At 68.8% G+C, this 16,858-nt stretch carries 15 protein-coding genes; 9 read left to right on the top strand and 6 right to left on the bottom strand.

The window, feature by feature from the left end; genetic code table 11:
* Positions 1 to 26: 26 nt before the first annotated feature.
* Positions 27 to 740: a 7-cyano-7-deazaguanine synthase QueC gene (queC, locus tag GFK26_RS01495; RefSeq protein WP_101491092.1), complete on the top strand. Its 714-nt coding sequence runs from the start codon at positions 27 to 29 to the stop codon at positions 738 to 740.
* Here the strand turns inward: queC and GFK26_RS01490 are convergent.
* Positions 722 to 2,536: an ABC transporter ATP-binding protein/permease gene (locus tag GFK26_RS01490; protein WP_153280540.1), complete on the bottom strand. Its 1,815-nt coding sequence runs from the start codon at positions 2,534 to 2,536 to the stop codon at positions 722 to 724. The two genes, queC and GFK26_RS01490, sit on opposite strands and share 19 nt — an antisense overlap.
* A gap of 257 nt (positions 2,537 to 2,793) precedes the next feature.
* Between GFK26_RS01490 and GFK26_RS01485 the strand changes: the two genes are divergently transcribed.
* From GFK26_RS01485 to GFK26_RS33935, 4 genes are all read left to right on the top strand, one after another.
* Positions 2,794 to 3,828: a putative 2-aminoethylphosphonate ABC transporter substrate-binding protein gene (locus GFK26_RS01485; RefSeq protein ID WP_153280539.1), complete on the top strand. Its 1,035-nt coding sequence runs from the start codon at positions 2,794 to 2,796 to the stop codon at positions 3,826 to 3,828.
* A 22-nt stretch (positions 3,829 to 3,850) separates the two neighbouring features.
* On the top strand, positions 3,851 to 4,924 hold the full coding sequence (locus GFK26_RS01480) for an ABC transporter ATP-binding protein (RefSeq protein ID WP_153280538.1): 1,074 nt from the start codon (positions 3,851 to 3,853) through the stop codon (positions 4,922 to 4,924).
* 327 nt (positions 4,925 to 5,251) lie between these two features.
* On the top strand, positions 5,252 to 6,961 hold the full coding sequence (locus GFK26_RS01475; RefSeq protein WP_153280537.1) for a putative 2-aminoethylphosphonate ABC transporter permease subunit: 1,710 nt from the start codon (positions 5,252 to 5,254) through the stop codon (positions 6,959 to 6,961).
* A 93-nt stretch (positions 6,962 to 7,054) separates the two neighbouring features.
* Positions 7,055 to 7,198, top strand: a complete 144-nt coding sequence (locus GFK26_RS33935) for a hypothetical protein (protein ID WP_180838959.1) — start codon at positions 7,055 to 7,057, stop codon at positions 7,196 to 7,198.
* 40 nt (positions 7,199 to 7,238) lie between these two features.
* Here the strand turns inward: GFK26_RS33935 and GFK26_RS01470 are convergent, their stop codons facing one another.
* The gene (locus GFK26_RS01470; protein ID WP_153280536.1) at positions 7,239 to 7,691 is read right to left on the bottom strand and encodes a GNAT family N-acetyltransferase; all 453 of its coding nucleotides are present in this window, start codon (positions 7,689 to 7,691) and stop codon (positions 7,239 to 7,241) included.
* 100 nt (positions 7,692 to 7,791) lie between these two features.
* On the opposite strand from GFK26_RS01470, the gene GFK26_RS01465 reads away from it, so the two are divergent.
* A complete protein-coding gene (locus GFK26_RS01465; RefSeq protein ID WP_153280535.1) occupies positions 7,792 to 9,060 on the top strand; it encodes an MFS transporter in 1,269 nt (422 codons plus the stop codon).
* Positions 9,061 to 9,152: 92 nt separating this feature from the next.
* On the opposite strand, the gene GFK26_RS01460 is transcribed toward GFK26_RS01465, so the two are convergent.
* On the bottom strand, positions 9,153 to 10,571 hold the full coding sequence (locus tag GFK26_RS01460) for a PLP-dependent aminotransferase family protein (protein WP_153280534.1): 1,419 nt from the start codon (positions 10,569 to 10,571) through the stop codon (positions 9,153 to 9,155).
* A gap of 110 nt (positions 10,572 to 10,681) precedes the next feature.
* Here GFK26_RS01460 and GFK26_RS01455 point away from each other — a divergent pair, with 110 nt between their 5' ends.
* Genes GFK26_RS01455 through GFK26_RS01445 form a run of 3 tightly spaced genes read left to right on the top strand, consistent with a single transcriptional unit; the run spans position 10,682 to position 12,901 of the window.
* A complete protein-coding gene (locus tag GFK26_RS01455) occupies positions 10,682 to 10,870 on the top strand; it encodes a DUF2970 domain-containing protein (protein WP_056573062.1) in 189 nt (62 codons plus the stop codon).
* The gene (locus GFK26_RS01450) at positions 10,870 to 11,595 is read left to right on the top strand and encodes a c-type cytochrome (protein ID WP_153280533.1); all 726 of its coding nucleotides are present in this window, start codon (positions 10,870 to 10,872) and stop codon (positions 11,593 to 11,595) included. The genes GFK26_RS01455 and GFK26_RS01450 overlap by 1 nt, the downstream gene beginning before the upstream one ends.
* A 7-nt stretch (positions 11,596 to 11,602) precedes the next feature.
* Entirely contained in the window at positions 11,603 to 12,901 is a 1,299-nt protein-coding gene (locus GFK26_RS01445) for a c-type cytochrome (protein ID WP_153280532.1), read from the top strand.
* Between the two features lie 19 nt (positions 12,902 to 12,920).
* On the opposite strand, the gene GFK26_RS01440 is transcribed toward GFK26_RS01445, so the two are convergent.
* From GFK26_RS01440 to GFK26_RS01430, 3 genes are all read right to left on the bottom strand, one after another.
* Positions 12,921 to 14,360: an 8-oxoguanine deaminase gene (locus GFK26_RS01440; RefSeq protein WP_153280531.1), complete on the bottom strand. Its 1,440-nt coding sequence runs from the start codon at positions 14,358 to 14,360 to the stop codon at positions 12,921 to 12,923.
* Complete coding sequence (locus tag GFK26_RS01435; protein WP_153280530.1) at positions 14,357 to 15,772, bottom strand: nucleobase:cation symporter-2 family protein; 1,416 nt, start codon at positions 15,770 to 15,772, stop codon at positions 14,357 to 14,359. The genes GFK26_RS01440 and GFK26_RS01435 overlap by 4 nt, the downstream gene beginning before the upstream one ends.
* Positions 15,773 to 15,910: 138 nt before the next feature.
* Positions 15,911 to 16,813 carry a LysR substrate-binding domain-containing protein gene (locus tag GFK26_RS01430; protein WP_153280529.1) on the bottom strand — a complete coding sequence of 301 codons (903 nt, stop codon included), beginning with the start codon at positions 16,811 to 16,813 and terminating at the stop codon, positions 15,911 to 15,913.
* Positions 16,814 to 16,858 lie beyond the last annotated feature (45 nt).

Below are 16,858 nucleotides of genomic sequence, written 5' to 3'. Positions count from 1 at the left end.
CTACAACGGCCCCGCCGTTGACGGACATGCCCCTGCACACCACCGCCCTCGTTCTGTTTTCCGGCGGCCAGGACTCGGCCACCTGCCTGGCCGAGGCCCTGTCCAAGTACCAGCGTGTCGAAACCCTGGGATTCGACTACGGCCAGCGCCACCGCGTCGAGCTCGACGTGCGCGGCACCGTGCTCGCCCAGATGCGCGAGCGCTTTCCCGAATGGGCGCCGCGCCTGGGCGAAGACCACGTGCTCACGCTCGCCGCGCTGGCCCAGCTCGGCGGCTCGTCGCTCACTGAAGAAGTCGCCTTCGCCATGCAGGCCGACGGCCTGCCCAACACCTTCGTGCCGGGGCGCAACCTGCTGTTTCTCACGCTCGCGGGCGCGCTGGCCTACCGGCGCGGGCTGCAGGTGATCGTCACCGGCGTGTGCGAAACCGACTTCTCGGGCTACCCCGACTGCCGCGACGACACCATGAAGGCGATGCAACTCGCGCTGTCGCTCGGCCTGGAGCGCCGCCTCGTCATCGAGACGCCGCTCATGTGGATCGACAAGGCCGAGACCTGGGCGCTGGCCCACCGCTTGGGCGGCCAGCCGCTGGTCGACCTGATCGTCGAAGAAACCCACACCTGCTACCTCGGCGACCGCGAGCACCGCCAGGCCTGGGGCTACGGCTGCGGCGAATGCCCGGCCTGCGAGTTGCGCAAGAAGGGCTGGGAGCGCTACGTCGATCAGCCCGCGGTGGGCTGAGCAGCCGCAGCGGTCTCGAGCCGGTAGCGCGCACCGCCGCTCGCGCTTTCTTCCTGCGGCACCAGCGTCCACCGCTGGCCATGGAAATCGCCCACGGCCGGGCGGTGCGCGATCGACACCATCGCGCCGCCGCCCGCCCGCACCGTGTCGGCGAGCCGCTGATAGAGCACGGCTTCGGCCGGCGCATCGAGCGCGCTGGTCACTTCGTCGGCGAAGAGCCAGGCCGGTTTCTTCAGCAGCACCCGTGCGATGGCCAGCCGCTGCTGCTCGCCGCCCGAGAGCTTCTGGCTCCAGGCGTCGCTGTCGTCGAGCCGGTTCACGAGGTCGGGCAGCAATGCATCGATCAGCGCCTGGCGCAGTTGTTCATCGCTGAAGCCGGCGGCCGGGTGCGGGTAGGTCAACGCTTCGCGCAACTTGCCGTCGGGCAGGTAGGGGCGCTGCGGCATGAAGACCGCGTCGGCCGGGGCCTGCACCTGGCCGCTCGCAAACGGCCAGATGCCCGCGAAGGTGCGGAACAGCGTCGACTTGCCGCTGCCCGACGGGCCTTGCAGCAGCACGCTGTCGCCGGGCCGCACCGCCAGCGCGGCGCCGGCCAGCAGCTGCGTGCCATTGGGCAGCGCGACCGTGAGGCCGGTGGTGTCGAGCGCGGGGGCGTTGTCGTCGCGTTGCAGGCCGATGTCGCGTGCCGCGTGCGCGCGCATTGCGTCGTCGAAGCTGATCAGACGGTCGGTGGTGGCGCGCCAGACGGCCACCTTGTCGTAGTTTTCGACGAACCAGCTCAGCGATTCCTGCACCTTGTCGAAGGCCGATGAAATCTGCATGAGGCCGCCCAGCTGAATGGCGCCGCTGAAGAAGCGCGGCGCCGACACGATGAACGGGAAGATCAGCGACGCCTGTCCGAACATCGCAGTGAAAGTGACCAGGTTCTTCTGCTGCTTGATCAGCTGCAGGTAATTGCGCAGCACCGCACCGAATCGCACGTCGAGCTGGCCGCGTTCCACGGTCTCGCCGCGGTCGAGCGCAATGGCTTCGCTGTATTCGCGCACGCGCACCAGGTGGTGGCGGAAATCGGCTTCGAAGCGCTGCTGGCGAAAGTTCAGGCCGATGAGCGGCCGGCCGATGAAGTGCGTGATGACCGTGCCGACCACGCAGTAGACCAGCGCCAGCCACACCATCGAGCCGGCGATCTGGTAGGTGCTGTCACCCAGCGACAGGTCGAAGGTCCCCGACAGGCCCCACAGGATGCCGATGAAGCTCAGCAGCGTGACCACCGCGTTCATCAAGTCCATCGACAGCGTCATCGTGGCATTGGTGAACATCTGCATGTCTTCCTGGATGCGCTGGTCGGGGTTGTCGGGCGTGACGCCGTCGGCCTGCGCGTAGCGCGCCAGCTCCAGGTGATAGAAGGCCCGGTCGGCCATCCAGCGGCCCAGGTAGTTGCGCGTCATCCAGGCGCGCCAGCGCAGCTGCAGCATCTGCGTCACATAGAACTTCAGCACCTGGATCGCGATGTTGAAGAAGGCCAGCACGGCGAACACGCGGATCTCGCGCCAGAAGACCGTCGCATCCTTGTTCTGCAGCGCGTCGTAGAAGCGGCCGTACCACTGATTGAAGAGCACCAGCGCGTACACATAGGCCAGGTTCAGCGCCACGATGCCCGCGAACATCAGGCGCGCGCGCCACTTCTCTTCTTCGGAGTTGAAGTAGGGCGCCGCGAGCCGGAACACGCGGCGCACGACCTGGACGAAGGTGCCGGCACGCGCGGCGATGGTGGGCGATGGGACAGAAGATGACATGCAGATTTCCTCGCAGGCGCTCGTGCGCCAAACCTCGTGGGGAGCCCATCGTAGACAAAGCTTCCTTAGACGGGGCTGAAGCCGCCCGCGTCACCCGTCGACATGACAGCCGTGTGACGCCCACGACCGTGCCGTGGCACGGCTGTGTCATGTGACAAACCTTTGTCACATACCGCTGCGAGCATCGCTGCGTTCACGGCCCCGGCCGTGTTTTCTTTTTGCGTACACCGCCTGTTCTTACCCCGAGGGAATCTCCCATGCTGCATCGTCGTCTGATGTGGGCCGCCGTGCCCGCCGCCCTGTTCTCGCTGGCTTTTGCCGCCTCGGCCCAGGGCCGCACCGAGCTGCTGGTCTACACCGCGCTCGAAGCCGACCAGGTGCAGGCCTACAAGGCCGCCTTCGAGAAAGAGAACCAGAACATCGAGCTGAAGTTCGTGCGCGACTCGACCGGCATCGTCACCGCCAAGCTGCTGGCCGAAAAGGCCAACCCGCAGGCCGACGTGGTGTGGGGCCTGGCCGCCACTTCGCTGATGCTGCTCGACAAGGAAGGCATGCTCCAGCCCTACGCCCCCAAGGGCCTGGACGCCATCAAGCCGACCATGCGCGACACGGCCAACCCGCCCAAGTGGGTCGGCATGGACGTGTGGTCGTCGGCCATCTGCTTCAACACTGTTGAAGCCACGAAGAAGAGCCTGCCCAAGCCCACCAGCTGGGCCGACCTGACCAACCCGGTCTACAAGGGCCAGATCACCATGCCCAACCCCGCCGCCTCGGGCACCGGCTACCTCATGGTGTCGGGCTGGATCCAGATGATGGGCGAAGACAAGGCCTGGAAGTACATGGACGCGCTGCACCAGAACATCGGTGTGTACAGCCTGTCGGGCAGCAAGCCCTGCCGCCAGGCCGGCGCCGGCGAGTTCGCGCTCGGCATGTCGTTCGAATACCGCGCCAACAAGACCAAGCGCGACGGCGCCCCCATCGACATCGTGCTGCCCAAGGAAGGCCTGGGCTGGGACATGGAAGCCACCGGCATCATGAAGACCAGCAAGAAGCAGGACGCCGCCAAGGCCCTGGCCGACTGGGCCGTGACCAAGCAGGCCAACGAGCTCTACGCGAAGAACTTCGCCGTGCTCGCGCTGCCGGGCATCCAGGAAAAGCTCGAGTTCGTGCCGGGCGACGTCGAGAAGCTGCTGGCCAAGAACGACTTCAACTGGGCTGCCGCCAACCGCGACCGCATCCTGACGGAATGGTCGAAGCGCTACGACGCCAAGGCTGAAAAAAAGCCGATGTGATCGGGATTCCGGGTAGCCGCACATGACCAGCTTTCTCTCTCTTCGCGGCATCGGCAAGTCCTTTGGCGCCACGCGCGTGCTCGACGGCATTGATCTGGACATCGAGCCCGGCGAGTTCGTCTGCCTGCTCGGCCCTTCGGGCTGCGGCAAGACCACGCTGCTGCGCATCGTGTGCGGCATCGAACGCGCCGACAGCGGGCAAATCTTGCTCGGCGGCCAAGACATCGCGGGCCTGCCGCCCGCGGCGCGCGGCTTCGGCGTGGTGTTCCAGTCGTATGCGCTGTTCCCCAACCTGACGGCGGCGCAGAACATCGCCTACGGCCTGCACCCCACGGGTGCACTGGCGCGCGAGATGGCCAAGCGATCGCGCGAGATGCTCGACCTTGTCGGGCTCACCGCGCATGCCGACAAGTACCCCGTGCAGCTCTCGGGCGGCCAGCAGCAGCGCATCGCGCTGGCGCGCGCGCTCGCGCCCAATCCGCGTCTGCTGCTGCTCGACGAGCCGCTCTCCGCGCTCGACGCGCAGGTGCGCGCCACCTTGCGCAGCGAAATCCGCGCGCTGCAAAAGCGCCTGGGTATCGTCACCATCATGGTCACGCACGACCAGGAAGAAGCCCTCTCGATGGCCGACCGCGTGGTGCTGATGCACAACGGCCGCATCGAGCAGGCCGGCACGCCCGACGAGCTGTACCGCCAGCCGCGCACCCGCTTCGCGGCGGGCTTCGTGGGCCGCATGAACATGCTGCCCGCCACCGTGCTGGCCGGCGGCAAGGTGCGTGTGCGCGACAGCGAGCTGTTCTGCGCACCGGGCAACCTCAGCGTCGGTTCGCAAGCCACCGTGGGCATCCGGCCCGAGCATGTGGTGGTGAAGCGCTTCGGTTCCGAACTCGGCACCAACAGCTTTGCCGCACGCCTGCTCGACACCGAGTTCTTCGGCAACCGCACCTCGGCCCGCCTGGCCTGCGAGCCGCTCGGCATCGAGATCGAAGCCGAGCTGCCCGCCGATGCGCGCAGCGGTGGCGAAGAGCCGCTGGTGCCCAGCAGCATGGTGCACATCCAGCTGCCTTTGAACGCGCTGTCGGTGCTGGCGCAATGACATGACCTCGCGCGTGCGGGTTCCTTGTCGCGCGGTGCGCAGCCCTTCAGGGCGCGCTCCCGCCGACGGGGCACCTTGCTCCGCGAATGTCCCCCGCCCTTCGGGCTCCTCCTTAATTTCGCTGTGCAAGGCACCCCATCGACGTGAGCGTGATTCAGTGCGGTCGTTGATCGAACAGCACAACGGCCGCGCTCGGTGTGCACAGGACACTGGGTGCTTCCCGCAGCGAAATCAAGGAGGAGGGCGAAGCCCGGGGGACATTCGCGGAGGGAAGTACCCGGTGGCCTGTGCACGCGCCCTGAACAACGACACCACAAGAAGAACAACATGAGCACCCCCACAGAAGCCCTCGCCCCGATCGCAATACCGCGCACGATCCATTTCGACCGTGAACGCTGGCTCACCGGCGCCGCCGTGTTGCTCGTCGTGTTGCTGCTCGTCGTGATCGTCGCGCTCCCTGTCGGCGCCCTCGTCGGCCAGAGCTTTTACGACCGTACTGGCAACTTCGTAGGCCTCACCAACTTCGCGCGCTACTTCGAAAACCCCGCGCTCGTGCAGTCGGCCTTCAACAGCGTCGCCCTCGCGGTGATCAGCGCCGTGCTGTGCACTGCCATCGCCTACGTGTACGCCTACGGCCTCACGCTCTCGTGCATGCCCGCCAAGGGCCTGCTGCGCGCCGTGGCGCTCATGCCGCTGCTTGCGCCTTCGCTGCTGCCGGCCATCAGCCTGATCTACCTGTTCGGCAACCAGGGCCTGTTCAAGGGGCTGCTCGGCGACGTGTCGATCTACGGCCCGCTGGGCATCGTGCTCGGCTCGGTGTTCTGGACGCTGCCGCATGCGTTGCTGATCCTCACCACCGCCATGGCCACGTCCGACGGGCGTTTGTACGAAGCCGCGCAGACGCTGGGCGCTTCGCGCTGGCGGATCTTCCGCACCGTCACGCTGCCGGCCTCGCGCTACGGCCTCATCGTGGCCGCGATGGTCGTGTTCGTGCTCGTCATCACCGACTTCGGCGTGCCCAAGGTGGTGGGCGGCCAGACCGGCGTGCTCGCGACCGACATCTACAAGCAGGTGGTCGGGCAGCAGAATTTTCAGATGGGCGCCGTGGTCGGCCTCGTGCTGCTGATTCCGGCCGTGCTGTCGTTCCTCGTCGAGCGCCGCGTGCGCCGCAAGCAGGCCGCGGCGCTGTCGGCACGCGCCACGCCCTATCAACCCGAGCCCGTGAAGTCGCGCGACCGCGCACTGCTCGTGTTCTGCACGCTCACCGCCATTGCCATCGTCGTGATGATCGGCATGGCCGTGTTCGCCTCACTCGCCAGCTACTGGCCCTACAAGCTCACGCCGTCGCTGAAGAACTACGACTTCAGCAACATGGACGGCGGCGGTTGGGGCAGCTACGGCAACTCGCTGCGCCTCGCGCTGTACGCGGCCGTGGCGGGCGCGCTCGCCACCTTCGTGTCGGCCTACTTCGTGGAGAAGCCGCGCCACTTCGGCCTGCTGCGCGAGCTGCTGAACCTGCTGGCCAACCTGCCGCTCGCGGTGCCGGGGCTCGTGCTCGGCGTGGGCTACATCTTCTTCTTCAACTCGGCCGCGAACCCGCTGCACGGCATCTACGGCGGCATGTCGATCCTGGTGGTCTGCACCGTGGCGCATTTTTTCTCGGTGGCGCATCTCACGTCGCTCACTGCGCTGCGCCAGCTCGACCGCGAGTACGAGCTGGTGTCCGAGTCGATGGGCGTGCCGTTCTGGCGCACGCTGTGGCGCGTGCACCTGCCGGTGGCGCTGCCCACGGTGCTCAACGTGGCGGGCTACTTCTTCGTCAACGCGATGACCACCGTGTCGGCCGTCGTGTTCCTCTATTCGCCGCAGACCACGCTGGCCGCCATCGCCGTGCTCAACATGGACGACGCCGGCGACGTGGCGCCTGCCGCCGCCATGGCCTCGCTCATCATGCTCACGGCCGCCGTCGGCCGCGGCCTGTTCGCGCTGGCCGGGCATGGGGCGTTGAAGCGCACGCAGGCCTGGCGGCAGCGCTGACGAACCGCGCAGCGCGCCTGACAGCGGCGGCGCCATGCCGATTGGCGCCACGTCCGACTTGACGCGCGATGTTGCAGGCTTAGCATGCGCCGCATGAGAAGCACAGCCTTTGTTCTTCTGTTGTGTCTCGGCCTGCTGACAGCGGCCTGTGACGGCAAGCGCAAGCCCGGTGTGCCGGTGCCGAAGGCCTTGTCGTCGAGCTTCGTCGTCGTCATGCCCGCGCCGTTCGTCGGCTGAGGCTGCCGGGTGTTGACGCGCACCGGCCACGGGGTACGTCTCAGGACGGGACGTACGCCAGCACTTCATCGCCCGCCGCATCGAATTCACCCGTGGGCTTCCAGCCCAGGTGCCGGTAGAACCCGTGCGAGCGCACCTGCGGGTCGGGCGAGCAACCCAGGAAGAGACGCTGGAAGCCCAGCCCCTTGAACGCATCGACCATCAACGCAAGCAGCGCCTTGCCGATGCCCTGGCCTTCGTACGCAGGCAGCAGCGCCAGCACGGCGATCTCGCCGGTGTCGCGGTCGCCGAAGCAGTAGCCGGCCAGCTCGCCATCGACCAGCGCGACATGACCGGGCAGTGAGCCATCGGCGATGCCGGTTTGCCAGCTTTCCAGCGTGATGCCGAGCGCCTTCAATTCTTCGACGGAGAACGCGTTCTCTCGCGTGCGGCCACGCAGTTCGATGCACGCGGGCGTGTCTTCAGGCACGGCCTGTCTGTAGGTGATTTGCATGCGTTGGGTTCTCGAGGGCGTGCGCAGCAAGCGGCGCAGCCTTCCGCGAGAATGCCACACGACATGCGCCGCCCGATGCATGCGTGGAGAGACAACAAGAATGAAGACGACACACGACACCCCCATCGTCCACCAGCCTGATTCGCGCTACGCCATGGTGCGCCTGGCGCTCACGCTGCTGGTCATGACGGTCGGCAGCAGCGGCATGTACGTGGTGTCGGTCATGTTGCCCGCCGTGCAGGCCGAGTTCGGCGTGGCGCGCGCCGATGCCTCCATGCCCTACACGCTGCTGATGCTGGGCTTCGGCTTCGGCGGCGTGCTCATGGGCAAGCTGGCCGACCGCATCGGCGTGATGAAGCCGCTGCTGATGGGCTCTGCCTTTCTCGCCGCCGGCTACATCGCCACGGGCCTGTCGCAAGACATCGTGTCCTTCACCATCGCGCAGGCACTGCTGGTGGGTCTGCTCGGCAGCTCGGTGGCTTTTGCGCCGCTGGTGGCCGACACCTCGCTGTGGTTCGTCAAGCGGCGCGGCATCGCGGTGGCCGTGTGCGCCAGCGGCAACTACCTTGCGGGCGCGGTGTGGCCGCCCATCGCGCAGCACTTTGTCGAGCAGGTCGGCTGGCGCCAGACCTACATCGGCATGGGCATCTTCTGCGGCGTGACGATGGCACTGCTCGCGCTGTTCTTCCGCGCGCGCCCGCCGGCACTGGCCGAGGCGGCGCCCGTGTCGCACGTTGCGGGCAGCACCCTGGTGCGCGACATGACGCGGCCCTTCGGCCTGAGCCTGGGCACGGCGCAGGGCCTGCTGTGCGTGGCGGGCGTGGCCTGTTGCGTGGCGATGGCGATGCCGCAGGTGCACATCGTGGCGTACTGCGGCGACCTGGGCTACGGCCCGGCGCAGGGCGCGATGATGCTGTCGCTGATGCTGGGCTTCGGCATCGTGAGCCGGCTGGTGTCGGGCGCCATCTGCGACCGCATCGGCGGGCTGCGCACGCTGATGCTGGGCGGCCTGCTGCAGTGCGTAGCGCTGCTGCTGTTTCTGCCGTTCGACGGACTGGTGCCGCTGTATGTGATCTCGGCGCTGTTCGGCCTGTTCCAGGGCGGCATCGTGCCCTCGTACGCGATCATCGTGCGCGAACACTTTCCGCCCAAGGAGGCTGGTGCGCGCGTGGGCACGGTGCTGATGTTCACGCTGTTCGGCATGGCGCTGGGCGGCTGGATGTCAGGCAAGGTCTTCGACCTGACGGGCAGCTACCACGCGGCCTTCCTGAACGGCATCGGATGGAACCTGGTGAACGTGAGCATCACGGCGTTCCTGCTGTTCAGGGTGAGCCGGATGCGGCGGGGTGGGGTGGCTGTGGCGGCTTGAGGTTCCAGGGAGTCGCGTTGCTGGTGCCGGATGTGCAGAACCCGCAGTGTTTTTGAAGCGTGCGGCCTGGCATCGGCGACGCACCACCGGCCTCAGGCCGCGTCCGCGACCAGTCGCCCGAGCGTCTGCAAGGCCTGCTCGCTGTGCGCATCCCACGCATGCCCGTAGTTCAGCCGCAGGCAGTTGGTGAACGCGCGCGTGGCCGAAAAAATCGGTCCGGGCGCGACGCTGATGCCGCGCTCCAGCGCCAGGCGATGGATCTCCAGCGCATTCACCTGCGGCGGCAATTCCACCCACAGGAAGTACCCGCCCAGCGGTCGCGTGGCGCGCGTGCCCGCCGGAAAGTAATGCCCCACGCCCTGCGCGAAGGTGGCCTGCTGCATCGCGAGCGTCTGGCGCAGCTTGCGCAGGTGCTTGTCGAAGCCGCCCTTCTCGAGGTAGTCGGCCAGCGCCAGTTGCGCGGGCACGGAGGTGCTGAGCGTGGTCGTGAGTTTCTGTCGCGCCACCTTGCGCGCGAAGCGCCCGGCCGAGGCCCAGCCGATGCGGTAGCCGGGCGCGAGGCTCTTCGAGAACGACGAGCAGTGCAGCACCAGTCCCTGCGTGTCGAAGGCCTTGGCGGGCGGTGGGCGGCGCTCGCCGAAGTAGAGCTCGGCGTACACGTCGTCCTCGATCAGCGGCAGTTCGTGCCGCGCGAGCAGTTCGACGAGCGCCTTCTTCTTCGCATCGGGCATCAGGCTGCCGAGCGGGTTCTGGAAGGTGGTCATGAGCCAGCAGGCCGTGGGTTGGTGCGCGGCGATGGCTTGGGCGAGCGCGTCGAGGTCGATGCCTTCGCCCGGGTGCGTCGGCACCTCGATGGCGCGCAGCCCCATGCGTTCGAGCGCCTGCAGCGCGGCATAGAAGGTGGGCGACTCGACGATCACCGCGTCGCCCGGCCGCGTGACGGCCGAGAGGCAGAGGTTGAGCGCCTCGAGCGCGCCGTTGGTGACGACGATCTCCTCGGCCGGCACGGGCAGGCCGTCGGCCAGGTAGCGCAGCGCGATCTGCCGGCGCAGGGCGGCGCTGCCGGGCGTGAGGTCGTCCACGGTGCGCCACGGGTCGAGCGACTTGGCGCTGGCCGCCATGAACTGGCCCAGCCGCGCGAGCGGAAACAGCAGCGGGCTCGGAAAGGCCGAGCCGAAAGGCACGACCTGGCGCGACATGCTGGCTTCGAGGATGTCGAACACCTGGTCGCTCACGTCGAGGGCGCGCGGGCCTTCGGCGGGGCGCGAGGTGAGGGTGGTTTCGGGCGGCGCGTCGCGCAGGCCGCCGCCGGCCACGTAGTAGCCCGAGCGGTCGCGCGCGCGCACGAGGCCGCGCGCTTCCAGCAGGTAGTAGGCTTGGAACACGGTGGAGGCGCTCACGCCGCGGCTGCTGCCCGTGTGCCGCACGGAAGGCAGGCGGTCGCCGGTCTTGAGGGTGCCGTTGCGGATCGAGGCCTCGATGTCGGCGGCCAGGGCTTCATAACGCTTCATCGGGGTTTCATCGGGGGGGCGTTGTCATTCGCGGGGACTCTAATCTGATATGGTGAATCGAGCTGGATCTGCATCTGTTTTTTTTGACCCGTTTGCGCGACAGTGGAGCCATGTTCAATCTGATGCGCGCGGTGCGCGCCGTACTCTGGAGCTTCATCGGGCTGGGCGGCCGCCGGGCCGACGCCGACAAGCGGACCGCCCAATTGGGCATCCTGCCGCTGATCGGCGTGGGGCTGTGCATGGCCCTGCTGCTGATCGCGGGCCTGCTGGCCCTGGCGCATTTCGCGGCAGGCACGTGATGCAGGCCGTGCTCCATCGTGCGGCGCTGGCCCTGGCGCTGCTGTTGCCGCTTGCGCCCATCGCCGCGCAGGCCGCCACCACCACCGTGCCCGACACCATCGAACAGCGCGTGGCCGCCTGCATCGCCTGCCACGGGCGCGAGGGCGCGACCACCAACGCCGGCTTCTTCCCGCGCCTGGCGGGCAAGCCCGCGGGCTACCTGTTCAACCAGCTCGTGAGTTTTCGCGACGGGCGCCGCTTCAACAGCGACATGACCTACATGGTCCAGCACCTGTCGGACGACTACCTGCGCGAGATGGCCGAGTACTTCGCGAACCTGTCGCTGCCGTACGCGGCGATCTCGCCGCAGAGCGACGCCTCGCCCGAGCAGCTGCGCCGGGGCCGCCAGCTGGCGCTCGAAGGCGATGCCGCGCGCAACATCCCGGCCTGCGTGCAGTGCCACGGCGCGGCGCTCACGGGCGTGCAGCCGGCCATTCCCGGCCTGCTCGGCCTGCCGCGGCTGTATGTGTCGTCGCAGCTCGGCGCCTGGCTCACCAAGGAGCGCCACGCGCCCGCGCCCGACTGCATGGCGCAGATCGGCCAGCGCATGACCACCGCCGACATCAACGCCGTGGCCAGCTGGCTGGCCGTGCAGCCGATGCCGGCCGACACCCGCCCGGCCGCCTCGCTGCCCGCGCCGTTGCCCGTCACCTGCGGCGGCATGCCCACCGCAGCGAAACCCTGAGAACCCGATGACCGCGCGATTGAGACATTTCGGCTGGGCCCTGCTGGGCCTGCTCACCCTGGCGGCCGTGTTGGCCGGCGTCGTGCTGGCGCTGAACCTGCGCGGCGAAGACCCGCTGCCCGAACACGCCGAAGCCTTCGACGCCACGCCGCAGCTCGTCGAGCGCGGGCGCTACCTCGCGCTGGCGGGCAACTGCGCCGGCTGCCACACCACGCGCGGCGGCCAGCCCTACGCGGGCGGCGTGCCGCTCGAAACGCCGTTCGGCACCATCTACGCGACCAACCTCACGCCCGATGCGACGCACGGCATCGGCGGCTGGAGCAGCGCGCATTTCTGGCGCGCCATGCACAACGGCCGCAGCAAGGACGGGCGCCTGCTGTACCCGGCCTTCCCATACCCGAACTTCACGCAGGTCACGCGTGAAGACTCCGACGCCCTCTACGCCTACCTGCGCAGCGTGGCGCCCGCGGCCACGGAAAACAAGGCGCACCGCCTGCGCTTTCCGTACGACACGCAGGCCGCGCTCGCCGTGTGGCGCGCGCTCTCGTTCAAGCCGCAGCCCTTCGTGGCGAACGCGAACAAGCCGGCCGAATGGAACCGCGGCGCTTACCTCGTGGGCGGGCTGGGCCACTGCATCGCCTGCCACGGCAGCCGCAACTCGCTGGGCGCGACCGAAACCAAGCTCGGGCTGTCGGGCGGCCTGATCGCGGTGGAGAACTGGTACGCACCCTCGCTGGCCGACCCGCACGAAGCCGGCGTGGCCGACTGGCCCGCGGCCGATGTCGTGGCGCTGCTCAAGTCCGGCACCGCCCCGCGCGGCTCGGTGATGGGTCCGATGGCCGACGTCGTGTTCCGCAGCACGCAGTACCTGAGCGACGCCGACCTGGGTGCGATGGCGATCTACCTGAAGGACCTGCCCGAGGCCGTGAAGCAGGACGCGCCCGAAGCCCAGAAAGCGCCCGCCGCGCCGGTGCGGCGCGACGCCGGCGCGATGGTGCGCGGCGCCAAAATCTACGACCAGCGCTGCGCCTACTGCCACGGCGACCAGGGCCAGGGCGCGGCCGGCGCCTACCCGCCGCTCGCGGGCAATCGCGCGGTGACGATGGCGCGGCCCACCAACCTGATCCAGGTGGTCGCGCACGGTGGCTTCCTGCCCGCGACGGCCGGCAACCCGCGCCCCTACGGCATGCCGCCGTTCGGGCACGCGCTCGACGCCACCGAGGTGGCCGAGGTGCTCACCTACATCCGCGGGTCGTGGGGCAACAACGCCGCGCCGGTCACGCAGCTGGACACGATGCGGCGCTGACGATCAGTGCATCGCCTGTTCAGGCGGTGTGCGGATGCCGCGCGCTTTCGTACAGCGTGCGCGCCAGGTCGCGGTGCGTGGCCAGCAGCGGCGCCAACTCGAAGCCCGTGAAGCGCCCGTCGCGGATGCGGACCACGCCGTCGATCACGCTCAGTGCCGCCGCCACCGGCGTGCAGAACACCAGCGCCGCGACCGGGTCGTGCCAGGCGCCTGCGTGGTCGACGCCGCGCATGTCGAAGGCCACGAGGTCGGCCGACATGCCCGGTGCGAGGGCACCGATGTCGTCGCGCCCGAGCACGCGGGCACCGCCGACCGTGGCGATCTCGAGCGCTTCGCGCGCGGTCATCGCAGCCGGGCCGTAGCCCACGCGCTGCAGCAGCATCGCCTGGCGCGCCTCGCCCAGCATGTGCGCGCCGTCGTTCGACGCGCTCCCGTCCACGCCCAGGCCCACGGCCACGCCCGCGCGCCGCATGGCCCCGATGGGCGCGATGCCCGAGGCCAGCCGCATGTTCGAGCACGGGCAGTGCGCCACGCCGGTGCCGGTACGCCCGAAGAGCGCGATGCCGGCGTCGTCGAGCTTCACGCAGTGCGCGTGCCACACGTCGGGGCCGACCCAGCCCAGGTCTTCGGCGTATTCGGCCGGCGTCATGCCGAACTTCTCGCGCGAGTACGCCACGTCGTTGTCGTTCTCGGCCAGGTGCGTGTGCAGCGACACGCCGCGTGCGCGCGCCAGCTCGGCCGACAGCCGCATCAGGTCGCGCGACACCGAGAACGGCGAGCAGGGCGCGAGCACGATGCGGCGCATCGAATGGCGCGCGGGGTTGTGCCAGCGGTCGATGAGCCGTTCGCTGTCGCGCAGGATCGCGGCCTCGGTCTCCACCACCTCGTCGGGCGGCAGGCCGCCGGCGCTGCGGCCCACGCTCATGCTGCCGCGCGCCGCGTGGAAGCGCATGCCCATGGCGTCGGCGGCCTCGATCGAGTCGTCGAGCCGCGACCCGTTGGGAAACAGGTAGAGGTGGTCGCTCGTGGTGGTGCAGCCCGAGCGCATCAGCTCGGCCATCGCGGTCTGCGTCGACACGCGGATCATCTCGGGCGTGAGCCGCGCCCACAGCAGGTACAGGTTCGTGAGCCAGCCGAAGAGCTCGGCATCCTGCGCCTCGGGCACGGCGCGCGTGAGGCTCTGGTACATGTGGTGGTGCGTGTTGACCAGCCCCGGCATCACGACATGGCCGTGCATGTCGATGGCCTCGGCCTGGCCGCTGCGCAGCGCGTCGAGGTAGGGCGCCGGCAGCTCGGCCGTGGCGCCCACCCAGGCGACGGCGGGGCCGTTCATCACCACGGCGCCGTCGGCGATCTCGCGCCGGGCTGCGTCCATGGTGACGAGCACGTCGGCGTGGCGGACGATCAGCAGCGGCGGGCGCTGCGGTTGCGAGGAAGAAGATGGATGTTGAAGGGTCATTCGGAGCCGTGCGAAGTGCGCGCCGCCATCGCGAAGGACCGTTCCTTCGACAGCACGCCGTTGTAGAAAAGATTGAGCAGCACCGCGGCCAGCGTGCCCAGCACGATGCCGCTGTGCGTCAGCGGATGGGTCCAGGCGGGGAAGTGCTGGAAGAAGTTGGGCGACAGCGTGGGAATCAGCCCGAGCCCGATGGAAATGGCGATCACGTACAGCGCGTGGCGGTTCTGCGCGTAGTCGATCGCACCCAGGATGCGCACGCCCGTGGCCGCCACCATGCCGAACATCACGATGCCCGCACCGCCGAGCACGAACTGCGGCACCGAGGCCACGATGTGCGCGATCTTCGGAAACAGCGCGAGTGCAATCAGCATCAGGCCACCACCCGCCGCCACGTAGCGCGAGCGCACGCCCGTCACCGTGACCAGCCCCACGTTCTGCGAGAACGAGGTGTAGGGGAAGGTGTTGAACACGCCGCCGATGACCGTGCCCAGCCCGTCGGCGCGCAGCCCGCGCGTGAGTGCGTCGGTCGTCACCTTGCGGCCGGTGATCTCACCCAGCGCGAGGAACATGCCGGTCGATTCGACCAGCGTGATGAGCATCACGATGCACATCGAGGCGATGGCCGTGAGCTCGAAGCGCGGCAGGCCGAAGTGGAAGGGCGTGGTCACGGCGATCCAGCTCGCTTCTTCGAGCCCGTCGAAGTGCATGCGCCCGAGCGCCAGCGACACGCCCACGCCGAACACGATGCCCAGCAGCACCGCGATGTTGGCGACGAGGCCCTTGCCGAAGCGCGTGATCGCGATGATCACCGCGAGCACCGCCGCGGCAATCGCCAGGTTCACCGGCTCGCCATAGGCCGGGTTGGCCACCGCGTGCGCCACGCCGCCGATCATGCGGGTCGCCGTGGGCTGGCCGCCGGCCGCCCAGTTGATGGCCACGCCCATGAGCGACACGCCGATCAGCGTGATGACCGTGCCCGTGACGAGCGGCGGAAACACGCCCAGCACCCGCCCCATGAGCGGCGCGACGAGCATGCCGAACACGCCCGCCACGATGGTCGCGCCGTAGATCGCGGGCAGACCGAGCGAGGGGTCCATGCCGATGGCGATCATCGGCCCGACGGCCGCGAAGGTCACGCCCATCATCACCGGCATGCGGATGCCGAAGCGCCAGAAGCCGATGGCCTGCACCAGCGTGGCGATGCCGGCGGCGAACAGGTCGGCGTTGATGAGAAACGCGATGTCGGCCTTCGAGAGGCCGAGCGCACCGCCCACGATGAGCGGCACGGCCACCGTGCCCGCGTACATCACGAGCACGTGCTGCAGGCTCAATGCGCCGCAACGGGCGAGCGGAAGCTTCTGGTCGACCCCTTCGCCGTCTCCTGCGAGGGTCTTTTTATCGTTCGAGAACATGGGAGCCTTTCCTGCCGATGAACCGGCGCGGCAGTCTAGGAGCGATGTCTTTGCTCATGCAAAGTCAATAAATGACGCGCCCTGTGCACAAAAAGTGGACGGTCATCGGAAGGGCTGCCAGAGCGGACGCGCGCAGTTTCAGGGCGCCAGAAGGTCGTCCAGGCAGGCCACGACATGGTTCGCGAACAGCTCGGCCGCGGCGCTCGGCGGCTGCGCGGCGCGGGTCTCGAGCGTGAGCGTCTGCGCGCCCAGCGTGGTGTCGCGCAGCGGCACGAAGACCAGCGTGCCGTCGTTGCGCTCCTCGTCCACGTCCAGGCGGTTCAGCAGCGTGATACCGCCGCCGTCGCGCACCAGCCGGCGCATCAGCGCGGTCGAGGTGGTTTCGACCACCGGCGACACGCGGATGGCGGAGCGTTCGAACGCGGCGTCGAGGATCGGCCGGATCGACAGCGACGGCGCGGGCAGGATCAGCGGGTAGCCCACGCACTCCGCCAGCACCGTGGTCGCATGCGCCGTGAGCGGATGGCCCGGCGGCACCACCGCGCCGATCGGCCATTCGCTGCTGAACAGCGTGCGAAAGCCGGCCGTGCCGGGCACGTCGTAGGCCAGCGCCAGATCGGCATCGCCTTCGGCCACGCTGCGCAGCACGGCCGCGATGGGCAGGCCCAGCAGCTTGAGTTGGATGCCCGGGTGCGCCGCGCGAAAGCGCTGCACCACAGCGGGCAGGAAGGCGTCGGCCAGGCCGGCCGTGGTGGCCAGCGTGACCTCGCCCTGGCGCAGGCCGCGCACGTCCTCGATGCGCTGGCGCACGAGGTCGAACTCGCGCAGCGTGCCGCGCGCATGCGCCAGCACGATCTCGCCCACGGGCGTGAGCTTGAGCGTGTTGTGGATGCGCTCGAACAGCGGCGCGCCCAGTTCTTCCTCGAGGTTGAGGATCTGCCGGTTGACGGCCGTGGGCACCACGTGCAGTTGCTCGGCCGCCTTGCGGATCGAGCCCGCGCGAACCACCTCGACGAAGTACCGAATGACCTTGGCGTGCATGAATTCCCCCGCGCCACTGGCGGGCGCGGGGGGATCATGCCTACG

Source organism: Variovorax paradoxus, assembly GCF_009498455.1.
Lineage (GTDB): Bacteria > Pseudomonadota > Gammaproteobacteria > Burkholderiales > Burkholderiaceae_C > Variovorax > Variovorax paradoxus_H.
Note: the sequence above shows the minus strand (reverse complement) of the source record. Positions and strands in the feature narration are given on the sequence as shown.